Annotated in this window: 24 protein-coding genes; 15 read left to right on the top strand and 9 right to left on the bottom strand. The window is 70.7% G+C overall.

The window, feature by feature from the left end:
• Positions 1-121: 121 nt before the first annotated feature.
• Positions 122-1,201 carry an inositol-3-phosphate synthase gene (locus P696_RS0111025; RefSeq protein ID WP_026412382.1) on the bottom strand — a complete coding sequence of 360 codons (1,080 nt, stop codon included), beginning with the start codon at positions 1,199-1,201 and terminating at the stop codon, positions 122-124.
• Positions 1,202-1,316: 115 nt separating this feature from the next.
• Positions 1,317-1,943 carry a PadR family transcriptional regulator gene (locus tag P696_RS0111020; RefSeq protein ID WP_026412381.1) on the bottom strand — a complete coding sequence of 209 codons (627 nt, stop codon included), beginning with the start codon at positions 1,941-1,943 and terminating at the stop codon, positions 1,317-1,319.
• 515 nt (positions 1,944-2,458) lie between these two features.
• Between P696_RS0111020 and P696_RS0111015 the strand changes: the two genes are divergently transcribed.
• The 3 genes from P696_RS0111015 to P696_RS44715 all read left to right on the top strand — a co-directional run bounded on the left by P696_RS0111015 (position 2,459) and on the right by P696_RS44715 (position 9,522).
• The gene (locus P696_RS0111015; RefSeq protein ID WP_026412380.1) at positions 2,459-2,836 is read left to right on the top strand and encodes a DUF5318 family protein; all 378 of its coding nucleotides are present in this window, start codon (positions 2,459-2,461) and stop codon (positions 2,834-2,836) included.
• Positions 2,837-3,857: 1,021 nt separating this feature from the next.
• A complete protein-coding gene (locus P696_RS44720) occupies positions 3,858-6,314 on the top strand; it encodes a transglycosylase domain-containing protein (protein ID WP_170026406.1) in 2,457 nt (818 codons plus the stop codon).
• A 562-nt stretch (positions 6,315-6,876) separates the two neighbouring features.
• The gene (locus P696_RS44715) at positions 6,877-9,522 is read left to right on the top strand and encodes a transglycosylase domain-containing protein (RefSeq protein ID WP_157429622.1); all 2,646 of its coding nucleotides are present in this window, start codon (positions 6,877-6,879) and stop codon (positions 9,520-9,522) included.
• Between the two features lie 156 nt (positions 9,523-9,678).
• Here P696_RS44715 and P696_RS57375 read toward each other — a convergent pair whose 3' ends face one another.
• Complete coding sequence (locus P696_RS57375; RefSeq protein WP_051467302.1) at positions 9,679-11,574, bottom strand: serine/threonine protein kinase; 1,896 nt, start codon at positions 11,572-11,574, stop codon at positions 9,679-9,681.
• Between the two features lie 89 nt (positions 11,575-11,663).
• Here P696_RS57375 and P696_RS52270 point away from each other — a divergent pair, with 89 nt between their 5' ends.
• From P696_RS52270 to P696_RS52265, 5 genes are all read left to right on the top strand, one after another.
• A complete protein-coding gene (locus P696_RS52270) occupies positions 11,664-13,040 on the top strand; it encodes a hypothetical protein (protein WP_157429621.1) in 1,377 nt (458 codons plus the stop codon).
• A gap of 106 nt (positions 13,041-13,146) precedes the next feature.
• Positions 13,147-13,587, top strand: a complete 441-nt coding sequence (locus P696_RS0110990; RefSeq protein ID WP_157429620.1) for a hypothetical protein — start codon at positions 13,147-13,149, stop codon at positions 13,585-13,587.
• A 183-nt stretch (positions 13,588-13,770) separates the two neighbouring features.
• Positions 13,771-13,911, top strand: coding sequence for a hypothetical protein (locus P696_RS55780; protein ID WP_157429619.1), 141 nt, complete (start codon positions 13,771-13,773; stop codon positions 13,909-13,911).
• A gap of 206 nt (positions 13,912-14,117) precedes the next feature.
• Positions 14,118-14,552: a guanyl-specific ribonuclease gene (locus P696_RS0110980; RefSeq protein ID WP_211245692.1), complete on the top strand. Its 435-nt coding sequence runs from the start codon at positions 14,118-14,120 to the stop codon at positions 14,550-14,552.
• 43 nt (positions 14,553-14,595) lie between these two features.
• Complete coding sequence (locus P696_RS52265) at positions 14,596-15,063, top strand: barstar family protein (RefSeq protein ID WP_051467299.1); 468 nt, start codon at positions 14,596-14,598, stop codon at positions 15,061-15,063.
• An 8-nt stretch (positions 15,064-15,071) separates the two neighbouring features.
• Here P696_RS52265 and P696_RS44695 read toward each other — a convergent pair whose 3' ends face one another.
• The 3 genes from P696_RS44695 to P696_RS44690 all read right to left on the bottom strand — a co-directional run bounded on the left by P696_RS44695 (position 15,072) and on the right by P696_RS44690 (position 16,907).
• A complete protein-coding gene (locus P696_RS44695; protein WP_034484124.1) occupies positions 15,072-15,476 on the bottom strand; it encodes a DUF4190 domain-containing protein in 405 nt (134 codons plus the stop codon).
• 219 nt (positions 15,477-15,695) lie between these two features.
• Positions 15,696-16,469 (bottom strand): deoxyribonuclease IV, encoded by a 774-nt coding sequence (locus P696_RS0110965; RefSeq protein WP_026412377.1) that lies wholly within the window; start codon positions 16,467-16,469, stop codon positions 15,696-15,698.
• Positions 16,470-16,589: 120 nt separating this feature from the next.
• Complete coding sequence (locus P696_RS44690) at positions 16,590-16,907, bottom strand: hypothetical protein (protein ID WP_051467298.1); 318 nt, start codon at positions 16,905-16,907, stop codon at positions 16,590-16,592.
• A 253-nt stretch (positions 16,908-17,160) separates the two neighbouring features.
• Here P696_RS44690 and P696_RS56860 point away from each other — a divergent pair, with 253 nt between their 5' ends.
• The 6 genes from P696_RS56860 (at position 17,161) to P696_RS44685 (ending at position 20,376) form a co-directional block, all read left to right on the top strand.
• Positions 17,161-17,331 carry a hypothetical protein gene (locus P696_RS56860; RefSeq protein WP_170026404.1) on the top strand — a complete coding sequence of 57 codons (171 nt, stop codon included), beginning with the start codon at positions 17,161-17,163 and terminating at the stop codon, positions 17,329-17,331.
• Positions 17,332-17,589: 258 nt separating this feature from the next.
• Entirely contained in the window at positions 17,590-17,880 is a 291-nt protein-coding gene (gene rpsF, locus P696_RS0110950; RefSeq protein WP_026412376.1) for a 30S ribosomal protein S6, read from the top strand.
• Positions 17,881-17,920: 40 nt separating this feature from the next.
• Positions 17,921-18,478: a single-stranded DNA-binding protein gene (locus P696_RS0110945; RefSeq protein WP_026412375.1), complete on the top strand. Its 558-nt coding sequence runs from the start codon at positions 17,921-17,923 to the stop codon at positions 18,476-18,478.
• 57 nt (positions 18,479-18,535) lie between these two features.
• Positions 18,536-18,772 carry a 30S ribosomal protein S18 gene (gene rpsR / locus P696_RS0110940; RefSeq protein WP_026403973.1) on the top strand — a complete coding sequence of 79 codons (237 nt, stop codon included), beginning with the start codon at positions 18,536-18,538 and terminating at the stop codon, positions 18,770-18,772.
• Positions 18,773-18,791: 19 nt separating this feature from the next.
• Complete coding sequence (gene rplI / locus P696_RS0110935; protein WP_026412374.1) at positions 18,792-19,238, top strand: 50S ribosomal protein L9; 447 nt, start codon at positions 18,792-18,794, stop codon at positions 19,236-19,238.
• 235 nt (positions 19,239-19,473) lie between these two features.
• A complete protein-coding gene (locus tag P696_RS44685) occupies positions 19,474-20,376 on the top strand; it encodes a peptidoglycan recognition protein family protein (protein WP_245627601.1) in 903 nt (300 codons plus the stop codon).
• Positions 20,377-20,426: 50 nt separating this feature from the next.
• On the opposite strand, the gene P696_RS0110925 is transcribed toward P696_RS44685, so the two are convergent.
• Positions 20,427-20,861, bottom strand: a complete 435-nt coding sequence (locus tag P696_RS0110925) for a MarR family winged helix-turn-helix transcriptional regulator (RefSeq protein ID WP_026412373.1) — start codon at positions 20,859-20,861, stop codon at positions 20,427-20,429.
• A 69-nt stretch (positions 20,862-20,930) separates the two neighbouring features.
• Between P696_RS0110925 and P696_RS0110920 the strand changes: the two genes are divergently transcribed.
• Positions 20,931-21,347, top strand: a complete 417-nt coding sequence (locus tag P696_RS0110920; RefSeq protein WP_026412372.1) for a PaaI family thioesterase — start codon at positions 20,931-20,933, stop codon at positions 21,345-21,347.
• Between the two features lie 41 nt (positions 21,348-21,388).
• Here the strand turns inward: P696_RS0110920 and P696_RS44680 are convergent, their stop codons facing one another.
• Positions 21,389-21,583, bottom strand: coding sequence for a hypothetical protein (locus P696_RS44680; RefSeq protein ID WP_034484123.1), 195 nt, complete (start codon positions 21,581-21,583; stop codon positions 21,389-21,391).
• Positions 21,584-21,676: 93 nt separating this feature from the next.
• Positions 21,677-23,017, bottom strand: coding sequence for an MATE family efflux transporter (locus P696_RS0110910; protein WP_211245691.1), 1,341 nt, complete (start codon positions 23,015-23,017; stop codon positions 21,677-21,679).
• Positions 23,018-23,325 lie beyond the last annotated feature (308 nt).

Raw genomic sequence — 23,325 nt, 5'->3', positions numbered from 1 at the left:
ATTTTCCCTATGAAACAAAGTGACCCCTGACGGGACGAACCCGTCAGGGGTCACTCGGGCGGCCGTTCAGCCGCCGGCGCTTGGCGCGGGCCGGTTCACACCGGCCGCCTCAAGGCTCGGGTCAGCGGTCGAGCTCACCCTTGATGAAGGCCTCGACGGCGTCGCGCGCGTCGTCGTCGGAGTACTGCTCCGGCGGGGACTTCATGAAGTAGGAGCTGGCCGACAGGATCGGGCCGCCGATGCCGCGGTCCTTGGCGATCTTGGCGGCGCGGACCGCGTCGATGATGACGCCGGCCGAGTTCGGGGAGTCCCAGACCTCGAGCTTGTACTCCAGGTTCAGCGGGGTGTCGCCGAAGGACTTGCCCTCGAGGCGGACGTAGGCCCACTTGCGGTCGTCGAGCCACGGCACGTGGTCGGACGGGCCGATGTGCACGTCGGCCTTGGCCATCTCGTGCGGGATCTGGGAGGTGACCGACTGGGTCTTGGAGATCTTCTTGGACTGCAGGCGCTTGCGCTCCAGCATGTTCATGAAGTCCATGTTGCCGCCGAAGTTGAGCTGGTAGGTGCGCAGCAGCTCAACGCCGCGGTCCTCGAACAGCTTGGCCATCACGCGGTGGGTGATGGTCGCGCCGACCTGGGACTTGATGTCGTCGCCGACGATCGGGACGCCCGCCTCGGTGAACTTGGCGGCCCACTCGGGGTCGGAGGCGATGAACACCGGCAGCGCGTTGACGAACGCGACCTTGGCGTCGATGGCGCACTGCGCGTAGAAGCGGTCCGCGTCCTCGGAGCCCACCGGCAGGTAGGACACGAGGACGTCGACCTTGGCGTCCTTCAGGGCCTGGACGACGTCGACCGGCGCGGCGTCCGACTCCTCGACCATGTCGCGGTAGTACTCGCCGAGACCGTCGTAGGTGTGGCCGCGCTGGACGATCACGCCCGACGGCGGGACGTCGGCGAACTTGATCGTGTTGTTCTCGCTGGCGTGGATCGCCTCGGACAGGTCCATGCCGACCTTCTTGGCGTCCACGTCGAACGCGGCGACGAACTCGACGTCACCGACGTGGTAGTCGCCGAACTGGACGTGCATGAGGCCGGGGACACGCGTCTCGGGGGCCGCGTCCTTGTAGAACTCGACACCCTGGACGAGCGAAGAGGCGCAGTTGCCCACACCCACGATGGCTACGCGCACCGAACCCATCCGGTAGCTCCTTCTCTGTAGCGGTTTGCGATCCTCGCTCGCCCCGGAGGACGAACGCCACCTCTGCGGGACATGAGGTGGTGTTCACCTGTCCCTCTCGAGGCCGTGCCGCGTGTCAGCGGCCGGTCTCCCGAGGCATGTTCTGAATCGATTGAATGCGTTCTGAAGTTCTGGCTTGTTCCTGCTCCGCCCGCTCGCGTCCGATCAGCTCGTTGAGCCAGCGGACCTCGCGCTCGACGGATTCGAGCCCATGGTTCTGCAGCTCGAGGGTGTACGAGTCGACCCGCTCGCGGGTCCGCGCCAGCGCGGCGCGCACGCTCTCGAGGCGCTCCTCCAGCCGGCTGCGCCGGCCTTCGAGGATCCGCAGCCGCACGTCGGCGCGGGTGTGCGAGAAGAAGGCGAAGTGAACGCCGAACCCCTCGTCCTCCCACGCCGCCGGACCGGCCTCGGTGAGCAGCTGCTCGAGCCGCTCCTTGCCTTCGGCGGTGAGCTTGTACACGATCTTCGAGCGCCGGCTCTGCAGTGCCAGGGGCACGGTCGGCTCCTGCGGCCGGTCCTCGACGATGAGCCCCTTGGCGAGGAGCTGCTTGAGGCACGGGTACAGCGAGCCGTACGAGAACGCGCGGAACATGCCGAGCAGGATGTTGAGCTGCTTGCGCAGCTCGTACCCGTGCATCGGGGACTCGTGGAGCAGCCCGAGCACGGCGAGCTCCAGCACGCCCGCGCCCTTCTTGCCCGCCATGAGTTGTCCCGTCCGTTCGTTCGCAGAGCCGATATCTCCATGTGATGTATCGAGTGAATGTATCGACTCGATACATCTGAAAGATACGTACCACCGCGCGTCCTGGCAAGTCCGCCCGATGCGATCACCGCCACACGCACCGGACGCCCTGCCCCTGACCTGCAATTTCCCGCGAGGTTAGGCCCGCTGCGGAGGCTCTGCCACCGCTCTGCCTCCGCACGGCGCACGCCCCGGCACCGCTCTGCGTCCATGGAGCAGACGTCCCGGCGCCGCTCTGCTTCCGCGCAGCGGACGCCCTCGGGCAGTGGAGTCGGACGATCCTCCGGGCAGCGGATGCCCTCGGGCAGCGGAGTCGGCGGTCCTCCGTGGAGCGGATGTTCTTGGGCGGCGGCGTGGGCGGTCCTCCGCGCCGCAGCCCCCTGCCGTGGCGGCGAAGCGGGCGATCTTCCCCGGGCGGGCCGGGCGGCTTACCCTGCTGGCATGCGGGCCGGACACGGCGCTCGGGACCGCCGCCCATGAGGCCGCGGCTGGTCGTCGACTACGGCCTGGCCAAGCGCGCGGCCCTCGCCGAGCTGCGCGCCGGACACCTCACCCGGGCGGACGCCTGCGACGCCCAGCCCTACCTGCTCCGCGCCGCCCGGTTCCACGGGGAGCCGACCGAGACGCCCTGCCCGGTCTGCCACGCCGTCCCGCTGACCCTCGTCCGGTACGTCTACGGGGACGAGCTCGGACGTCTCGACGGGCGGGTCACCGGCACCGCCGAGCTGGCCGAGATGGCGCGCCGGTACGGCGAGTTCCGGGTCTATGTGGTCGAGGTGTGCCAGGGTTGCTCGTGGAACCACCTTTCGCGTTCCTATGTCCTCGGTCACGGAGATCCGCCGCCCGATCGGTGAGCCCGCCCGTCCGCCGGGAACCCCCTGCCGGACCTGCCCGTTCACCGTTCCGGGCCCGCGTGCGAGCCGCCGCGAGCCGTCCCCAGGGCCCGCCGGCGTCCGGCACGTGCCTCTCCCGTTCACCGGGTGGCCCAGTACTCTTCCGACACCACATCTGTCGTTGTCCCCTGCCGAACGAGGTCACGTGAGCACTCCAGGCCAGCCCCGACCGGAACCCGGTCCGCTGCGGCCGGGCGGACGGCACGTCCCCGCGCCCGGCGGCAGCCCGGACACGTCCGCGAACCCCTCCCCGACCCCCGGCCGCGACGCCTTCGGCGCCTTCGGCGGCCCCGGTGACAGCCCTGCTCCGGGCGGCTCTCCGCCGTCCGCGGGCCCGGGCGAACCAGACATCCTTTCGGGGGGTTTCGGATCCCCGCCCGGTCCGGGAGGGACGTCCGCGACCGGCTCCGCCGCCGGTGGCGCGGGCGGCTTCGGCTCCGCCCCCCTCAGTGGCGGGACGGGTTCGAACGCCCCGTCCGGTTCGAACGCCCCGTCCGGCGCCACCCCTCCGCCGGGCTCGCCGTCCTTCGGCGGCCCCGGCGCCCCGGCCTCGCCGCCCCCGCACGGGCCGAACACCCCGGGCCCCGGCGCCCCGTCGTTCGGCGGCCAGGGCGCCCCGGGCGGGCCCGGCGCGACGGCGAGCTTCGACACCCCTGGCCTTCCCCCCAAGCCCGGCCCGAACGGGCCCATCGGCATGGGAACCCCGAACGGCCCGAGCACGCCTGGAGGCCCAGGTGCGCCTGGCGGCCCCGGCGGGGCGTCTGGCATGGGGATGCCGGGCAGCCCTGGTGTGCCCGGTGGTGGCATGGCCGGTCCGAACGGTCCCGGTGGGCCGAGGCCCGGTACCCCGGGTGGTCCGAACGGCCCGGGTGGGCCGAACAGCTTCGGGATGCCTGGGCCTGGCGGGTCTGGTCGGCCGGGCGGTTCTGGTCGGCCGGGCGGTGCTCCGAGAGGGCTGCCGGGTGAGGGTGCCATGCCCGGCGTGTTCACATTCGGGTACGGAGAGCCGGAAGGTCCGAGAGGTCCCGGAGGTCCGGGAGGGCCCGGTGGGCCTGGCGGTCCCGGTGGGCCTGGCGGTCCGGGCGGCGGCGGGCGGCGGCGGAAGCCGCCGGAGAGCGGCCGGCGGCATTGGTACGACCACCTGCGGTCCCGGACGACGGGCTGGCGGCGGTTCCTGCCGTCCTGGAAGCTGGTCATCGGGTCCGGGCTGCTGGTCTCGGCGGGCCTCGGGACGATGATCGGCATCGCGTACGCCCAGACGCCCGTCCCGGACGAGGGGAAGGCGGACGCGACGAAGACGGCCGCGATCTTCTACTACAACGACGGCAAGACCGAGGTCGGACGGATCGGCAAGAACCGCGTCACCGTCCCGATCAGCAAGGTGCCGGTGGACGTCCGCTACGCGGTCGTCGCCGCCGAGAACCGCTCCTTCTACTCCGACAGCGGCTTCTCGATCTCGGGCATCAGCCGGGCCGTGTGGACGAACCTGTCCGGCGGCGACACGCAGGGCGGCTCGACGATCACCCAGCAGCTCGCGAAGAACTACTACCTGAACGACAAGCGGACGATGAGCCGTAAGTTCCAGGAGCTGTTCATCTCGCTGAAGCTGGAGGACAAGCTCGGCAGCAAGGACAAGATCCTCGAGCTGTACCTGAACACGATCTACTTCGGCCGCAACTCCTACGGCATCGAGGCAGCGTCCAACACCTACTTCGGCAAGCACGTCAACGAGCTCAAGCCGGACCAGGGCGCGCTGCTCGCCGCGATCATCCAGCAGCCGGGCAAGTACGACCCGCGCAGCGGCAACAAGCAGTGGGTGGCCGAGACCAAGGCGCGCTACCTGTACGTCCTGGACGGCATGCGCAAGATGAACCACCTGACCGACCAGCAGTACGCGCAGTACAGCAAGCAGATGCCCGCGACGAAGGAGATCGGCGGTCCGTCCACGTTCGGCGGGCAGCGCGGCTACATCATCAAGCGCGCGCTGAAGGAGCTGGACCGGCAGGGCATCACCGAGCAGATGGTCATCGAGAAGGGCCTGCGGGTCACCACGACGTTCGACCAGCGCAAGATGACCGCCGCGAGGAGGGCCGTCGAGACGACGGTTCCGGGCGTCGATCCCAACAAGCTGCTGAAGAAGCACATCCGCCTCGGGCTGGCGTCCGTCAACACCGGCAACGGCGAGGTCGAGGCGATCTACGGTGGCCCGAGCTACCTGAAGGACTCCTACGACAACGTCTGGATGGGCAGCGCGCAGGCCGGATCGGCGATGAAGCCGTACGTACTGGCCGCCGCGCTGGAGAAGGGCTACGGCCTGAAGAGCCTGGTCGAGGGACGGTCCGGACGGGGCTTCGACGGCCAGGGCAACTCGGTCGCGGGCGGCGCGCCCAACGACGTGACGCAGGGCGGGCTGCCGAACTCCCACCAGGCCAAGGGCGGGATCACGCTCATCCAGGCGATGAAGGAGTCGACGAACACCGCGTTCGCCCAGCTGTCGCTGAAGACCGGCCCGTCCGAGATCGTCTCGATGGCCGAACAACTCGGCGTGAGTTCCGACATGGTCGGGAGTTACAAGGACAAGTACGGCATCGCGCTGGGCATCAACAACATCAGACCGATCGAGCAGGCGTCCGGGTATTCGGTGTTCGCCAACGGCGGCACCTGGTACCAGCCGCACGTGATCCGCAGGGTCGGCACGTCGGACGGCAAGGTCTACAAGAAGCTCGACTGGCAGGTGAAGCGGGCCGCGCTGTCCAAGCCGATCACGCAGGACGTCACCTACGCGCTGCAGCAGCCGGTGAAGCCGGGCGGCACCGCGCCCTCGGCGGCGCTCTCGGACCGTCCGGTGGCCGGTAAGACCGGTACGACCGACAAGAACATCGCGACGTGGTTCGTCGGGTACGTCCCGCAGATCTCGACGGCCGTGACCATGTACAACAACGACCGGAAGACGCTGGTCGTGCCCGGCATCGGCGAGGTCGTCGGCGGCAGCGTCCCGGCGAAGATCTGGCACGCCTACATGGCCGAGGCCACCAAGGGCATGGCGGCGCAGGACTTCCCGCCGCCCGCGTGGGTCGGCACCCCGCAGAAGTGGGTGGACGTCTACAAGGAGAAGAAGAAGGACAAGCGTCCGCCGTGGTGCGACAACAACCCGTGGGCGCAGTACGACCCGCAGTGCCGCGGTGACGGCAACGGGGGCGGTAACGGCGACGGCAATGGCAACGGCCAGCAGCCGTGCCAGTCGCCCTTCCCGGACGGCAACTGCAACCCGAACCAGCCGCCGTCCGACCCGCCGCCGAACTGGTGGTGCTCCATGCACTCCGGCGACCCGCGCTGCAAGGGTCACAAGAAGGGGCGGGGCAACAACGGCCCGGTCTGGCCGAACTCCGTGACGGACCGTCCGAGACTGCTCGTGACACCGCCCCGGACGAGACCGTGACCCTGGAACCGACCGGCTGACGCCGAGCCCGGCCCGACAACCCGTCGGGCCGGGCTCGCGTCTTGTCAGGGGGAGTGAGAAGCCCGTCATCGACTGTGGGTGCTCGGGTCGATGCTCAGCGTGATCTGGCTCATTCGGTGACAAAAGCGTAAATCCGCCCTTGAACTGGGATTTTTTGTGTCGTTCCCGCGTTGATCCGTCGTCCGGGAGCGTCAGGGCCGCCCCCAGCGCCCCGTGGTGCGCAGTACTCTCGGACAGCGCACAGCCGTACCCCCACCAATGAGGTCGTGTGAGTTACCGAAGCCAATACGGACCGGAATACGGAGAGGGCCCGCCCCAGGGGCAGGGCCCCAACCGCCCCGGCGGTAGCGCCATGCCCCCCGGCCGGGGTACACCGAACGGTGACCCCGGCGCCCCCGCGCGAGGTCGCAGACCTGCCCGCGTCGGAGGCCGGGGCGCGCCGTCCCGCCAGGGTGGAGGCAGGCAGGCCCCAGGCCGCCGCGCCGCACCCCCGAACGCGCCGCGCCGCGCCGCCCCCGGCGGTCCCGGCGTCGGTAGCCCCATGGGCCCCGGCGGCCCGGGAGGCCCCGGAGGCCGCGGCCCCGGCGGCGGTGGACCGGGTGGTCCCGGCGGTCCCGGCGGCCCGGGAGGCCCCGGTGGGCCCGGTGGGCCGAGCGGCCCCGGCGGCCCCGGTGGGCCCGGCGGGCCGAGCGGCCCCGGCGGGCCAGGTGGTCCTGGCGGTCCGGGAGGAGACGACTTCTGGGGCGCGGAGGAGAGCGAAGGCCGCCGCGGACGCCGCGGAGGCGGCGCCGGTGGCGGCGGCAAGAACGGCAAGCCGCGCAAGGAGGGCTGGCGACGCTACGTCCCGTCCTGGAAGATCGTCGCGGCCGTCACGGCGCTGTGCGTGCTCGCGTTCACGACGCTGATCGTGGTCGGCTACATGCTCACCGACGTGCCCAAGACCGCCCAGGACGGCGTGAACGCCCAGGGCACGACGATCACGTGGGCGAACGGCAGCACGCCGATCGTGCGGACCGGCACGCACCGGCAGAGCGTCCAGCTGAAGCAGGTGCCGCCGGTCGTCCAGAAGGCGGTGCTCGCCGCCGAGGACCGCAACTTCTACGGTGAGACCTGGGGCGTCTCGCCCAAGGGCCTCGGCCGCGCCGTCTACAAGACGGTGACCGGCGGCGACGTCCAGGGTGGTTCGACCATCACCCAGCAGCTCGCCCGTAACTACTACTCGGGCCTGAGCCGGGACAAGACGATGAGCCGGAAGGTGAAGGAGATCTTCATCTCCATCAAGCTCCGGCGCAAGGTCGACCCGAACCAGATCCTGGAGATGTACCTGAACACGGTCCCGTTCGGGCGCAACGCCTACGGGATCCAGGCCGCCTCGCGGGCCTACTTCGGTAAGGACGTCGGAAAGCTCGACTACAGCCAGGCCGCGATGCTCGCCGCGATGATCCAGCGGCCGAGTTTCTTCGCCACCCAGGGCACCACGATCAACCACAAGCTGCTGGTCGAGCGTTGGCACTACGTCCTGAACGGCATGGTCAAGATGGGCGTCATCACCGACAAGCAGAACCAGGACGCCCAGTTCCCCCATACCACCCGGCGCTGGAGCGACGTCAAGGGCAACTCGCAGGCCGTCTACATCCAGCAGCGGGTGGAAGCGGAGCTGAAGGGACTCGGCTTCGACGACACCTGGGACAAGGACGGCGGCAAGATCACCACGACCCTCGAACCCAAGTGGATGAAGTACGCCCAGGACGCGGTGAACGAGGCGGGCGTCAAGCAGTGGCCGAAGAGCGTCTACAACGGCCTGGTCTCCGTGGACCCGAGCAACGGTGAGATCAAGGCGTTCTACGGCGGCGACAAGCGGCACAACGGCGACTACGACACCGTCTTCAACCCCAGTGCCCAGGCCGGTTCGTCCTTCAAGCCCTACGTGCTGGCGACGGCGCTCAAGCAGGGCTTCAGCGTCAAGTCCACGATCGACGGCCGTTCGCCCCAGTGCTTCGACTCCCAGGGCGAGGACCTGAACGCCGGGGTCTCCCCGGAGTCGTGCCGCGTGAAGGGCGGCTACCGCGTCCAGAACGACGAGGGCGACCCGCCCATGGGCGTCATCGACCTGGTCAAGGCGACCGAGAAGTCGGTCAACACCGCCTACGTCAAGCTCGGCCTCAAGCTGGGGACGAACGAGGTCGCCAAGACCGCCATGGACTTCGGCGTCCCGCAGAAGTCGATCGACGGCATCAAGCAGGCCGGCGGCGGCATCCCGGGTGGTATCTCCCTCGGTATCGCCGACGTTCCCGCGGTCAACCAGGCGGCCGGCTACGCGGCCTTCGCCAACGGCGGCCTGAAGGTCACCCCGCACCTGATCAAGAAGATCCAGCGCTACAACCCGAACAGCAAGAAGTGGGTGAGCGTTCCGCTTCCGTGGGACAAGCAGAAGCCCCAGCGGATCATGAGCGCGGATCTCGCCGCCCAGGCCGACGTCGCGATGCAGGCGGTGGTGCGCAGCGGTACCGCGACGAAGGCGAAGCTCGCCGACGGACGCCAGGTCGCCGGTAAGACGGGTACCACCGAACAGAACGTCGCCGCCTGGTTCGTGGGCTACGTTCCGCAGCTGTCCACGGCCGTGACGATGTTCAACAAGGATCACAAGACGATCCAGAACATCCCCGGCTTCCAGGGCAACAGCGTCTACGGTGGCACGATCCCCGCGAAGATCTGGAAGTCCTTCATGGAGAAGGTCATCCAAGGGGAGAACCTCGCGGCGAAGCCGTTCCCGGCTCCGACCTACGAGGGCACCCAGCCCAAGCAGTGGGACCAGCCGACCGCCTCGCCGAAGCCGACCGATTCGCCGACCGAGGCCCCGAGCTGCCCGGCCGGCCAGACCCCGGGCCCGGGCAAGGGCCGGAAGGCGTGCAGGCCGACCACCCCGACCACTCCGACGACGCCGCCTCCGTCGACGCCCCCGTCCACGCCGCCCGGTGGCAAGCCGGCGTGCCAGTGGGAGAACCAGCCGCTCTGCGACCCGAACAAGCCGCCGCGCGGCGCGGGCAACCCGCAGCCGAAGTGGTGGTGCGACGCACACCCGGACAACCCGGACTGCACCAAGGGGCCGAACGACCCCGGTCCGAACGGGCTCCAGCCGCAGGCGCTTCCCCAGTACTCGGGGACGCCTCCTCGCGAGTTCGATTGAGCGGGACACCGCGCTGAAAGGCCGACGCGGGCCGCCGTCCAGAGATGGGCGGCGGCCCGCGCCCGTTTGCCGCCGCCCGAAGGCGACCCGCGCCGCAAGACGACGAGGCGCGCCCTCCCCAGCGGGAGCGGCGCGCCTCGTCCGTGCTCGCGGCGGCTATTGGAAGATCGGCCGCCAGGCCGTGCAGCGGCTGTAGGAGATCTGGGGGTAGGTGCCGCTCGTGTCGACGTTGCTCGCCAGGCAGGTGCGGACGCGGAACATGCCGGTGCACTTGGAACCGAAGCTCGACGTGTGGGTCTGGCCGGGCTTGGCGAACTCGACGCCGTAGTCGCACATCGGGCCGCCGTCGGAGTGCTGGTGCTCGAAGACGGCCCAGCCCTTGGACGCGGTCATGCGCAGGACGAGCGTCCCGACGAACTGGCCGCTCCTGGTGTCCCAGTTGCCGGAGGCGCTGATCCCGGCCGCGGCGGACGGCGCCGACCAGCCGCCGGTGGTCTTCGGGGGCTTCTTCCCGGGCGGGGACGCCGACTTGCCGGGACTGGACGACTTGCTCGGCGACCTGGTCGGGCTGCCGCTCTTCTCCGCCTTGGCGGGCGCGCTGGACGGCTTCGTGGACGCCTTCGACGTCGGCGGCGTGCTCGGGGTGGGCGTGCCGACGGCGGCGACGGGCGCGGAGGGCTTGTCGTCCGGCCAGAGGGCGTAGGCCGCCGTCCCGGCGACGAGCAGACCGGCCGCGACACCTGCGGCGACGCCGACCATCGGGCCGACGCGGCGCCTGGGCGGCGGGGGCGAGCCCGGAACCGTGTGCGGGGACGAGGGCGGGCCCGCCGCCCCCATGCCGTGGGCCGCCACGTGGCCGGGCGGCTGCGTCGCAGGCGAGTGCGCGGCGGCCGGATGACCCGAGGCGAGGCTTGGGGAGGCGCCGGAACCGGCGGGGACGCCCGGGAAGCCCGGAGAATCGGCGGGCACGCCGGGAAACCCCGGAGAGTCGCTGGGGACGCCCGGAAAGCCTGGCCCGTCCGCTGGGACACCGGGGAAACCGGGAGCGTCCGGCGCGGCACCGGGGAAAGCCGGGAGCGCGGGGACGCCGGGGAAGCCCTGCGCCGAGGCCGGGGACTGCCGTCCGGCGTCGGTCCGGGCGTTCTGGTCGCCGGACTGGAGGGGGCTCGCGGCGAGGTCGGCGCCCATGCCGAGCATCTGGGACGCGGTGGGCTGCGGCGGGACGGTCCCGGAGGCGCGTCCGGTGAGCAGGCGCAGCAGCAGCTGCTCGGCGGACGGACGACCCGACGGGTCCTTGGCGAGACAGTCGGTGACCAGCGGCAGCAGGCGCTCGGGGACGCCGTCCAGCGCGGGCTGCTCGTGCAGGATGCGGTGGGTCGTCATGGCGTCCGCGCCGAACGGAGGCCGTCCGGTGGCGACGAAGACCAGGGTGGCGGCCCAGGCGAACACGTCGACGGCGCTGGTCGGGGACGTGCTGCTGAGCTGCTCGGGGGCCATGTAGGCGGGGGTGCCGACGACGGCGGTGGTCTGCGCGGCCTCCGGCCCGGACGCGCGGGCGATGCCGAAGTCGATCACGCGCGGGCCGTCCGGGCCCATGATCACGTTGGCGGGCTTGAAGTCGCGGTGCACGATTCCGGCCTGGTGGATCGCGACGAGCGCGGTCGCGGTGGCGACGGCGATCCGGTCGAGGTCGGAGCCGGTCCGCGGGCCGCGCTCGACGACCAGGGCCTGCAGCGACGGCCCGGGAACGTACTCGCTGACCAGGAAGGGACGTCCCTGGTCGGTGCCGACCGTCAGGACACGCGCGGTGCAGAACTCCGCGACGGCCATCGCCGCGTCCGCCTCGCGGGCGAACCGGCGGGCCACGTCCTCCGAGACCGCGCCGGGCGCCTCGCCGCCGAGAAGCTTGATCGCGACGAGCCCGTGCTCGGCCGATTCGGCCAGATAGACGACGCCTTGCCCGCCCCGGCCCAGTCGGCGGCGGATATCGTACGAGCCCAGCGTCCTGGGATCCCACGGCCCCAGTGGTTCGCCGATCGCGACCGGATCCATGCGCCGGGCCCCCTCTGGTTTCGCGGACTATGGAGTGAGACGAACGAGTATGCCGACCGACCACCCGAAGATCAGGATTTGATGGCACTGTGAGGCTACCTACCGGCCGGCTCCGGCCGAGTGACCGCCGTGCGCTCGCCCTCTGGCTCGGGTCCTGGGTCGGCGTGATGTTCTTCGTCGCCGTCGTGCCCCGGGTGCTGCCGTCGATCTACGACGGCAAGCCGTACCTGGACCGCTGGGCCCAGTGGGACGCGGTGCGCTTCCTCAACATCGCGACCTACGGTTACGGGGGCGTTCCCGGCGAGAAGTTCGATCCCGGGTGGCCCGCATTCTTCCCTGGGTATCCGCTCGCTCTCAAGTTCGTCGGGCTTTTCACCGGCGGTGACTACAAACTCGCGGGCCTGGTGATCTCGTTCTTCGCGGGCGGTGTCGCGGCGCTCGCGCTCGGTCGCCTCGCCGAGGACGAGCTGAAGGCCCGGCCGGGCCGCAGGGGCCTGATCCGGGCGAGGCTGTCCGGCTGGACGTCCGGCCTCACCACCGACAGCGACCGCACCGACACCGGCCGCGGCGCCGAACACGCCGCGGGCGGAACTGTCCGTCGTGGAGTCCACGCGACGGACGTGGCGGTCTCGCGAAGAACCGTCCGCAGGCCCGCGCCGTCCGCGAACGGCCGCAGCATGGATGGCGATGCCGACGCCGAGCGCGAGCCCGGGGACACGGCCGGGACGGTCGGCGCGGGCGCGGTCGCGGCGATGCTGGCGAGCCCGGCGGCGGTGTTCCTGTTCGCGGGGTACTCGGAGTCGTTGTTCCTGGCGTTCGCGCTGCCCGCGTGGCTGATGGCCCGGCGCGGACGCTGGGCCTGGGCGGCGCTGCTCGGCATGCCAGCCTCGGCCGTCCGGATCACCGGGCTGTTCCTCGTCCTCGCGATGATCGCGGAGTACGTGGTCGGACGGCACGGACGCCGCGAGCAGGGCTGGCGTCCGCTCGCCTGGCTCGTCCTGCCGTTCACCCCGCTGGCCGCCTACACCGTCTACCAGTGGCACCGGACGGGCGACTGGATGGCGTGGCAGCACGCGCAGGAGGCGGGCTGGCACCGCCGGTTCACCATGCCGTGGGACGCATTCACCCTCACCTGGCGATCGGCGTTCGAGACCAACTACGAATTCACGCTCGCGTTCCGCATCGAGATCTTCGCGGCGGCGGTCGGCGTCCTGCTCTCGCTCTACCTGCTCTACCGGAGGCGCTGGCCGGAACTGGTCTATGTCGGGCTCCAGCTCGCGGCCCTGATGACCTCGTCCTACTACCTGTCGGTCGGGCGCGCGACGTTGTTGTGGTGGCCCCTGTGGCTGTGGTTCGGGATGCTCGCGCTGCGTCACCGTTGGCTGTTCGGAGCGGCCGTGGCGGTCGCCGTGCCGTTCGCCGTGCTCCAGCTGCTCACCTTTTCCTCCGGTGGCTGGGCGGGGTAAGCAAACCTTCATCCCACGCACAGGTTGTTTCACCGAGAGCCACTTGCGTGACGTCCGGAGAATCGGAAGGGTGACGGATCGTCCAATCCCCTACCGAGGAGGATGCATGCGACGTACCGCTCTGGCTCTGGGCACGATGGGACTCGTCGGCGCCCTGACCACTGGTACCGCCATGGCCGCGCCGTCCGACGCGCACGCGGCGAAGGCGCACGGCTGGAGCCTGTCGGTGAAGGGTGGCAAGGCCAACGGGGCGTACACGATCTCCAAGAAGGGCTTCAAGTCCAGCCTGTACCTGAAGAAGACCGCCAGGAACGGCAAGTACCTGGTCTTCGAGCACTGGCAGGCGACCAGGGGCGGCAAGTGGGGCCGCCCGGGCGTCAACTGGACGAAGTCGAACGCGCTGTACAAGGCGACGTTCAGCGCTCCCGAGACCGGCTATCTCGCCGCCCGGCTCTGCTGGGCCGACAAGGTCGTCGTCCACAACCACAGTGTGTCGTTCAAGAACCTGAAGTGCGGCGCGGTCCACAGGTGGAAGCTCGCCCGCTGACCCGGCTCCTGCCGGGGGACGCAGGCCACGCGTGAGACGGCGGGACGCGCCCCAGGGCCCGGGGCGCGTCCCGCCGTTCGCCTTCCAGCCCGTCGCGGGCATCTCGCCAGATTCCGGGCCTCCAAGGTCAAGATCTCGGAAGCGTCGTATGAATCCGCTGGTCGGAGGGGTACTCACCCGATCATGTGGATCACGCGCCTCATGGCCACCCCAGTCGGCCTGAGCCTCACCCTCACTGCCGTTGCCGCGCCCGCGGCGACCGCGGCAGCGCCGCACAGGGCCTCCGTCGAGGCGACGGCGTCCCTCAACTGGGCCGACCACTGAACCCGGCGGCGACATGCCGGAGCCACAGGCCACGATTTCGCAGGTCAGCGCGTCGGACGGGACGGATGCCTCAAGCCGTGTGCGACGATCACCGGGTGAAAAGGGAGGGTGACGCACCGATGACGGTCGGCCCAAGGCTTCGACGGACACCGTCGCCAGGGTTGCGACGAACACCGCGGACAGGGCTTCGACGGACCCTGCCGGCGATGCTCCTCGTGCCGCTGCTGGCGCTGACCGGCCTCACGGCCTGCGGCGGGACGTCCGGGGGCGACGCGAACGCGTCCGGACCGTCCGCGCGCGCGAGCGCCCGGCAGACGGCCGGAGCGCCGAAGACCGGCCGCACGTCCGCGCCCACCGGCGCGATGCGCCAGGTCCCGGCGTCGAGCCTGCCCGCCGAGGCGCGACGCACCCTCCAGCTGATCGCCGCGGGCGGCCCGTTCCCCTACCGCAAGGACGGGGCCGTCTTCGCGAACCGCGAGCACCGGCTGCCCCGCGAGCCGAACGGGTACTACAGGGAGTACACCGTCCCGACCCCGGGCGCGGGCGACCGCGGCGCCCGGCGCCTGATCGGCGGACGGGACGGCGAGCGCTACTACACGCAGGACCACTACCGCAGTTTCGTCCGGGTCACCGGGGGATGATCCGTCCGGCACACGGACGGACACGGATTTCTTGGAGTGTGACGTGGACGCGAACCAGGCCCTCGACGAGGTGCTGACCGGACGGCTCAAGCCGGGCGTCTACCAGTGGCGCGCGGCCCCCGGACGAGCCGCCTCGCACGACCTCGGCTGGATGGAGCGCGCGGCGGACCAGGGCTGGCGCCCCTTCCACATCGACGGCCGCCGCGCCCGCGACAAGGACGCCTTCCTGCGGGTGACCGCCGACTCCTTCGACTTCCCCGACTACTTCGGGAACAACTGGGACGCCCTGGAGGACTGCCTCACCGATCTCTCCTGGGCCCCGGCCGACAAGGGCTACGTCGTGCTCTACGAGTCCTGGGCCGAACTCGCCGAGGCCGACCAGGCGTCCTTCCGCACGGCCCTGGACGCCTTCGCCGACGCCGTCGCGTTCTGGCGCGACACCCCGACCCCGATGACCGTCATGCTGTCCAGCGTCGGCGTCGAGGTCGCGGGCGTCCCCCGCCTCACCTGACCCTCCGGTCAGTACGTGGAGGCCGAGCCGGACGAGCCGACGATCGCCGCCCAGAGGCCGATGTAGAAGATCCAGAAGATGACCCAGCCGAGGGTGACGATGTAGCCGAGCACCAGCCCGGCCGTCGCCATCCCGGAACCGCCCTCGCCGGTCCGCTTGATCTGGCCCTGCGCGATGTGCCCGAAGATGATCGCGAGCACGGACGTGAAACCGCAGAAGAAGATCCCGACCAGGCCCAGCACCATCGACGCGGTCGCCATGCCGTTGGTCGTCGGGGCGGCCGTCGGCCCGCCGTAGTAGTTGTGCTGGACGGGTGCGGGGACGGGAGCGGGCTGGGCGTACGGCTGGGGCTGCTGGGCGGCGTAGGGGTCCTGCCCGTAACCGCCGTACGGATCGTAGGGGGGCTGTGCCATTGACTTCCCGATCGGGTCGCGCGCCCGCCGTCGAACCTGCTCCGCGCGTGCGCTGGTGGTAAGGAACCCGGATTATGCCAGTGTGTCTGACATCGGGTCTGCGCGATATTAGATGGTTCGTACCCTGACGCGGTTCCCGCCGCGCCCCCGGAGTTCCCACTTCGCACGGCCGACACTGGCCAGCCGCCGGGGACGGTCAGGCGAGTCGCGGAGGAACGGTCAGGCGAGGTGGTCGCGGAGGAAGGCGATGTCGGCGGCCTGGCCGTCCGACGGGGTCTCGACGACGACCGGCGCGCCCGCGCCCCGCACCACGCCGAGGATCAGCTCCGGGTCGATCGTGCCCGCGCCCAGGTTGGCGTGCCGGTCGGCGCCGGAGTCGAACGCGTCCCGGCTGTCGTTGCAGTGCACCAGGTCGATCCGCCCGGTGATCGCCTTGATCCGGTCGACGGCGTCGACCAGGTCCTCGCCGCCGGCGTGCGCGTGGCAGGTGTCCAGGCAGAACCCGACCTTGGAGTCCAGGCCGGGGATGCCAGCCAGGACCTCCCAGAGCCGGGCGATCCGGTCGAACCGGCGGGCCATCGCGTTGCCGCCGCCCGCGGTGTTCTCGATCAGCACCGGCACCGGGACGTCGTCCAGCCGCTCGAACACCTTGCGCCAGTTCTCGAACCCGGTCTCCGGGTCGTCGTCCTTCAGCACGTGCCCGCCGTGCACGATCAGGCCCTTCGCGCCGACCGACGCGGCGCCCTCGAGGTGCTGCGCGAGCAGCTTGCGGCTCGGGATCCGGATCCGGTTGTTGGACGTGGCGACGTTGATGACGTACGGCGCGTGGATGTAGACGTCCACGCCGGAGCCCGCCAGGTCGGCCGCGCCCTCGGGGATGACCGGCTTCTTCCAGCCCTGCGGGTCGCCCAGGAAGAACTGGACGACGTCCGCGTTCCGGGCGCGGGCGCTGTCGAGCGGGTTGGTCTGGTCGACGTGGGCTCCGATGCGCATGGCCACGAGCCTATCCGCCCGTCCGCCCGACGCTCCCGGAAGCGACTCGGGTCGCCGCCCCGGAAGCGGCCCAGGACGCCGCTCAGGAGGCGAGCCCTCGCGACGACCTCGGGCGTGTACTCAGATGCCGAAGCCGCCGTGCCGCAGCGCGAAGCCGAAGCCGACGAACGAGGCGACCAGGCCGATGACGTTCAGCCAGCGCTCACCCGTCGTCTTCGACGTCATCTGGGAGTACAGCGCCAGGGGAAAGCCGATCACCCCGGCCAGCGCGCCGAAGAAGTGCGTGGCCGGGATCCAGCCGAGGATCAGGGCGATCAGCCCGACCACGAACGCGCCGCCGGCCAGTCCGTCCTGGAACCCGTGCCGTTCGGCTCCGCGTGTGCGCGCGCCGACGACGTTGCTCTTGCCGCTGCTCCCCGCTACCTCCGGTTGTGGCATCGGGACACCCCCTCGCTAGGTGCGATGTGTGATCTGCGGTGTTCTCGGGGTCGGTCGTTGTGTGCCGGCGGCGTGCCCGCCGGGCGCCGTGTGGGACGGCCGGACGCCCCGGGCGGGACGAGCCGCGCACGTCCCAGAGATTCCCGGCAGGGACGGGGATCAATCCGGAGCACGTGCGCGGAAAATGTCGCCGGCACCCGGTAACGTCGAACATGAATTCGACCGGACGTGTCCGGCCGGGGAGGGACTGATCATGAGGGAGAGCGAACTGGCGGTCATCGGCGACGCCGAGCTCGTCGAGGAACTGTCCATGCTGACGACCCAGACCGCCCGCATGCGGGCGCGGATGGTCGACATCATGACCGAGCTCGAACGCCGCCGCTGCGCCCGTCCGGCACAGCATGCCGGGTCCGTCCGGAACTGACGGCGGGTCCGCAGCCGAGACACGGGCGTACGGTGGTCGCCGCGACGGGCGCGTCCCGCGGGCGAGGCCGGGTCGGCGCGGCGGGGGTGGGAGTCCCGGAATGGCTCACACGCTGCCGAGTCTTGATAGCCTGTATCGGTCTCGCGGCCGGTCCGCCAGTGTGGACGGGCGCCGAAAGGCGCGGCCGCGACGGACGCAACAGCCCTCCTGTCACGGAGAGACCGTGACCGCATCAGTCCAGAGGAGGTAGGGACAAGCATGCGTCGCTACGAAGTCATGACCATTCTCGACCCCGCGATCGACGAGCGCACCGCCGGTGCCGCTCTCGACCCGTTCCTGAAGGTCGTCAAGGACGACGGCGGAAGCGTCGAGAAGGTCGATGTCTGGGGCCGCCGTCGGCTGTCCTACGACATCCAGAAGAAGTCCGAAGGCATCTACGCGGTGATCGACCTCACGGCTGAGCCCGCGACGGTCAAGGAGCTCGACCGCCAGCTCAACCTGAGCGAGACGATCCTGCGTACCAAGGTCATCCGCCCCGAGGTCCACTGAGCCGGAGCGGTCCAGTCCACCACCAGCCGGAGCGAGCCCCATGGCAGGCGACACCGTAATCACGATTGTCGGGAACCTCGTAGAGGACCCGAATCTGCGCTTCACCTCGAGCGGCCAGGCGGTCGCTTCCTTCCGCATCGCCTCGACCCCGCGGTTCTTCGACCGCCAGGCGAACGAGTGGAAGGACGGCGAGGCCCTCTTCCTCACCTGCAACGTCTGGCGGCAGGCGGCGGAGAACTGCGCCGAGAGCCTGCAGCGCGGCATGCGGGTGATCGTCCAGGGCCGGCTCAAGCAGCGCTCGTACGAGACGCGCGAGGGTGAGAAGCGCACCGTGTTCGAGGTCGAGGTCGACGAGGTCGGCCCGTCCCTGCGCAGCGCCACCGCCAAGGTCAACAAGACCCAGCGGCAGGGCGGCGGCGGCGGGGGCTTCGGCGGCGGTGGCGGCTTCGGCGGCCAGGGCGGCGGCCAGGGCCAGTCCGGCGGCGGTTTCGGCGGCGGCGGCCAGGGCGGCGGCCAGTCCGGCGCCCCGGACAACGACCCCTGGGCCACCGGCGGCGGCGGTGGGGGCGGCGGGTTCTCCGACGACCCCCCCTTCTAACCATTCACACCACGTCCATTCCCGCGTGAGCGGGGCTCTCCCCAAAGGAGCACCACGATGGCGAAGCCACCTCCGCGCAAGCCTAAGAAGAAGGTTTGCGTGTTCTGCCAGGAGAAGATCTCCTACGTCGACTACAAGGACACGGTCCTGCTGCGGAAGTTCATTTCCGACCGCGGCAAGATCCGCGCCCGTCGCGTGACCGGCAACTGCACCCAGCACCAGCGCGACGTCGCCACGGCGATCAAGAACGCCCGTGAGATGGCGCTGCTGCCCTACACCAGCACCGCGCGCTGAGTCAGGGGGAAGTGACATCATGAAGCTCATCCTGACCCAGCAGGTTTCCGGCCTCGGCGAGCCCGGAGACGTCATCGAGGTCCGTGACGGCTACGGCCGCAACTACCTCGTCCCGCGCGGCTTCGCGATCCAGTGGACCCGCGGCGCCGAGAAGCAGATCGAGTCGATCAAGAAGGCGCGTGCGAGCCGCGAGATCGCGACCGTCGAGCACGCCAAGGAGATCGCCGGCCGGCTCCAGGCGCTCAAGGTCAACCTGCGCACCCGCACCGGCAGCAACGGCCGCCTGTTCGGCGCCGTGACCGCCGCCGACATCGCCGCCGCGGTCCAGGCCGCCGACGGCCCCGAGCTGGACAAGCGCCGGATCGAGATCGGCAACCCGATCAAGACCGTCGGCACCCACCGGGTCAGCGTCCGGCTGCACCCGGAGGTCAGCGCCTCGATCGACGTCAACGTCCTCGAGGGCTGAGTCCGCCCCGGAATCTGACGACCGGATCCCCGTTTCGGGGGTCCGGTCGTTTCCGTTTCATGTGAAACGTCAGTGAACCGCCGGGTGCTTGGGGCCGGACCCGCGTGGGGGCTACTTTCCGTAACCACACTGTTGGTTCGAAAGGGTCGGCATGCAGGGTCTCACCTCGGAAGAGCCCGAACACCCGGATCGGCCGGATCGGTGCGATCCGCGGAGCTCGCCGACCCGGCCGGCGGTGGTGACCCGGCGTGGCCTGCTCGGCGGCGTCCTCGGCCTCTGGACGGTGGACGCGCTGTGCGGGCCGCAGAATATGGCCATGGCGGAGAACGTCCCGGGGCCCCGTCCCACGTCCGATGTCCACGGCGACCGCAGTGGAGGCGGTGGCGGCTCGCGGCAGCCCAGAGCGCCTCGCGCCGCTCCACGGGAGCCGATCCCGGACGGCTCGCCCCCCGAAGCCGATGTCATGCCCGGTCACGGAGGCGGCATGCCGTACCCGGACGTGTCCACGCGTCTGGAGTGGAAGGCCCGTCCACCGATCCACCCGGCCACGGTCCTCGACCGGAAGCCGGACCGGATCATCGTGCACCACACCTCGACGCCCAACTCGCCCGACATGTCCCTCGATCACGCCTTCCGGCTGTCCCGCGACATCCAGCGGTTCCACATGCAGGGACGCGGCTGGGCCGACAGCGGGCAGCAGCTCACCATCAGCCGGGGCGGCATCGTGATGGAGGGCCGGAACCGCAGCCTGGCGGCCATACGCGCAGGCAAGCACGTCGTCGGGGCGCAGGTGCTGGGCCACAACTCCCACACGATCGGGATCGAGAACGAGGGCACCTACATGACCGAGGACGTCCCCGACGCCCTCTGGGGCTCCCTCGTCGAGGTCTGCGCCTGGCTGTGCGTCCGTTACAGGCTCAAGCCCGCCAAGGCGATCATCGGCCACCGGGACCTGAACAACACCGACTGCCCGGGTGACCGCCTCTACGAGCGCCTGCCCGACCTGCGCACCGCCGTCGCCCTGCGCCTCGACCCGCAGGCCGTGCTTCCCTCGCCCATCCCGGACGCGTCGGACGGCCCCGAGGCGTTCACCTCGGACGACGTCAACGGCACCGTGCCGCCCTTCCGCCTCAAGTAAGAGGCCACCCTGGCAGGAGCCGGGTCCTGCCGTGGGCAGTCGGCGGCGGGTCAGGCGGTGGTGGGGCGGTCGGCGGCGAGTCGGCCGAGGGCGGCGGCCGTCTCGGAGAACGTCGCGTCGCCCAAGAGGGCGCGCAACTCGCCGTTGAACTGGTCGATCGCGGGTTGCGCGGCGCGCAGGGCGGCCTCTCCCGCCGCCGAGAGCCGCAGCACGACGGCCCGGTGCTCGTCCGGGTGCGGCTCGCGGACGACCAGATCCGCCGAGGTCAGCCGGGCGACGAGCGAGGTGACGGCGGACTCGCGCAGGCTCAGCGTCCGGGCGAGCTCCCGCTGCGTGAGGCCGGGCCGGTCCTGGACCGCGAACAGCGCGCCGAGCTGGGCCGTGGTGATCCCGGCGGCGTCCATGCAGCGCCGGTCGGCCGCGAGCCGCAGCCTGTGCGCGGCGCGCTGCAGCAGGAAGAAGAGGCGCTCCTCGGGTTCGGCCATGCGTCGATCTTGACAGAGCCGAGGCCGCCGGGCCATTGTCGCTTCACTAGTGAAGTGAGGACTGAGCGCATGGAACTCGACCTGGACCTCGCCCGTCAGGTGCTGGACGCGCAGCCGTTCAGCCGCCTGCTGGACGCGCGGATCACCGCCTTCGGCGACGGCGCGGCGACCCTCGAACTCGACATCCGCGACGAGCTGCGGCAGCAGAACGGCCTCGTGCACGGCGGCGTCCTCGCGTACGCGGCCGACAACACGCTGACCTTCGCCGCCGGGACGGTCGCGGGCCCGAACCTGATCACCGCGGGCTTCACCATCGACTACGTGAAGCCCGCCCTCGGCGCGACCCTCCGGGCCCACGCCGAGGTCGTCCGCGCCGGACGCACGCGCGTCATCTGCCGCTGCGACATCTCCGCGCTGGACGCCGATGGCGGCGAAACCCTGTGCGCGGTGGCTCAGGGAGCGATCGCCGTGGCGTCGGGCGGCTGATCCTCGGGCGCTGTCGGGGGCGCTGCCGTCCTGTGCCGCCGCTACTCGGAGCCGCGTGGCCGGTCGTAGAGGGAGCGGCGGCGGGCGATCTCGGGATCGAGGTCCCCGACCAGGGACCACAGACCAGCGATGCGGGCCGTGGCCTCCTCAGGGGTGAGCGCGCCGGAGGCGGCGTCCGCGAGATCGTCGATCGCGTCGGCCAGGCGGTCGATGCCCTCGCCCTCGGGTGAACACATGTTCGAATAGTAGCGACTGGGGTCGGCGGGGCGCGTGAGGCTGACGCTTTGTCCGCAAAGGTCGTCCACGACGCGGGATGGGGCGCTCCCGGGTCACGCGACGGGCGTGTCCTCCCGTGCGCGACGGACCGCCCCGGTCACGAGCCAGGCGTCGCCTCGTGCGCGCACGCCCAGCGTGAGCATCCTGGTCAGCATCCACAGGCCGATCGCGCTCCAGAGGCCGACCAGGCCCCACTCAGCCCAAGAGGTGGCCAGGGCCGCGGGCAGGAAGACGACCGTCGCCAGGAGGGTCGTCCACGCCAGGTACGCGCCGTCGCCCGCGCCGATGAGGATTCCGTCCAGGACGAAGACCACGCCCGCGACGGGCTGCAGCACGGCCACGAGGAGAAGCGATGTCAGCAGAAGGTGCCGGACGTCCTGATCCGACGTGAACAGCGCGGGCAGCCACGGACGGACCGCCACAATCGCCAAACCGAACACGATGCCACAACCCACGCCCCAGACGACCATCCGTCGCGTAACCGCGCGCACACGAGCCACGTCGGATGCGCCCAGATAGCGCCCGGTGATGGCCTGACCGGCGATGGCGAGCGCGTCCAGGGCGAACGCCAGCAGCGTCCACACCTGGAAACCGACCTGGTAAGCCGCGATCTCGGCGTCCCCCATGCGCGCGGCCACGGACGTTCCGACGATCAGGACGATGCGCAACGCGGCCGTCCGTACGAACAAGGAGGCCCCGGCCGATGCCGCCGTCCGCAGACCCGCCATGTCCGGACGCACGCTCGCGCCATGTCGGCGGGCCGCACGCACGACGACGACCACGTAGACCGCCGCGCTGCCCGTCTGCGCGATGACGGTTCCCCAGGCTGATCCGGCGATACCCCAGTCGAAACCGAGCACGAACACGGCGTTCAGAGCCAGATTCAGCGAAAAGCCGCCGAGCGAGACGAGCAGCGGGGTGCGCGTATCTTGAAGGCCCCGCAGCACACCCGTCCCAGCGAGCACCACCAACATGGACGGAACGCCGAACAGGCTTATCGCCAGGTACGTGCGCGCGTACGAGTCGACCTCACCGGACGCCCCGAACACGTCCACCAGCCACGGCGTCAGGGGCAGCCCCACAGCGACCACGCCCAGGCCGATGACGAGCGCGAGCCACATGCCGTCCACGCCTTGGCGGATCCCGGCGCGCACATCGCCCGCGCCCACCTGGCGCGCGACCCCCGCGGTCGTCCCGTACGCGAGGAAGACCGACAGGTAGACCAGCGTGTTCAGGAGCTGGCTGGCGACGCCCAGGCCGCCGAGCTGCGCGGTTCCGAGCGTCCCGACGATGGCCGAGTCGGACAGGAGGAACAGCGGTTCGGCGACCAGTGCCCCGAACGCGGGCACGGCCAGCCGCAGGATCTCGCGGTCCTGCCTGCGGGATGCGCTCATGGCCCTCGTCACGCCGATGGTGGGTAATCGACGTTTATGGTACTGCCCTTACTTGGGGTGACTTGCCCGACTTTCTTTCCCACACACCCGGTGGACAGTGTTCCCGCAGGTCAACGACCCGCTGTGGAGAAGTCGCCGAAGATTTCCCCAGGGTTGTCCACAGGTCGTGCACAACCTTCACGGCGTGTCTGCACAGGGACTCCACAAGCCCGTCCACAGATCCTTTTGGTCTCCGGCGCGGCGGCCCGGGAGAATGTCCGAGCCCTCGGATAGATGTGGGCTGGACGGACGGCGACGAGGCGGGCGGG

Origin of the sequence: Actinomadura oligospora ATCC 43269 (assembly GCF_000518265.1) — a bacterium.
In the GTDB taxonomy this organism is placed as follows: domain Bacteria; phylum Actinomycetota; class Actinomycetes; order Streptosporangiales; family Streptosporangiaceae; genus Spirillospora; species Spirillospora oligospora.
The sequence above is the reverse complement of the archived record's forward strand: the minus strand, read 5'-3'. Positions and strand labels throughout refer to the sequence as shown.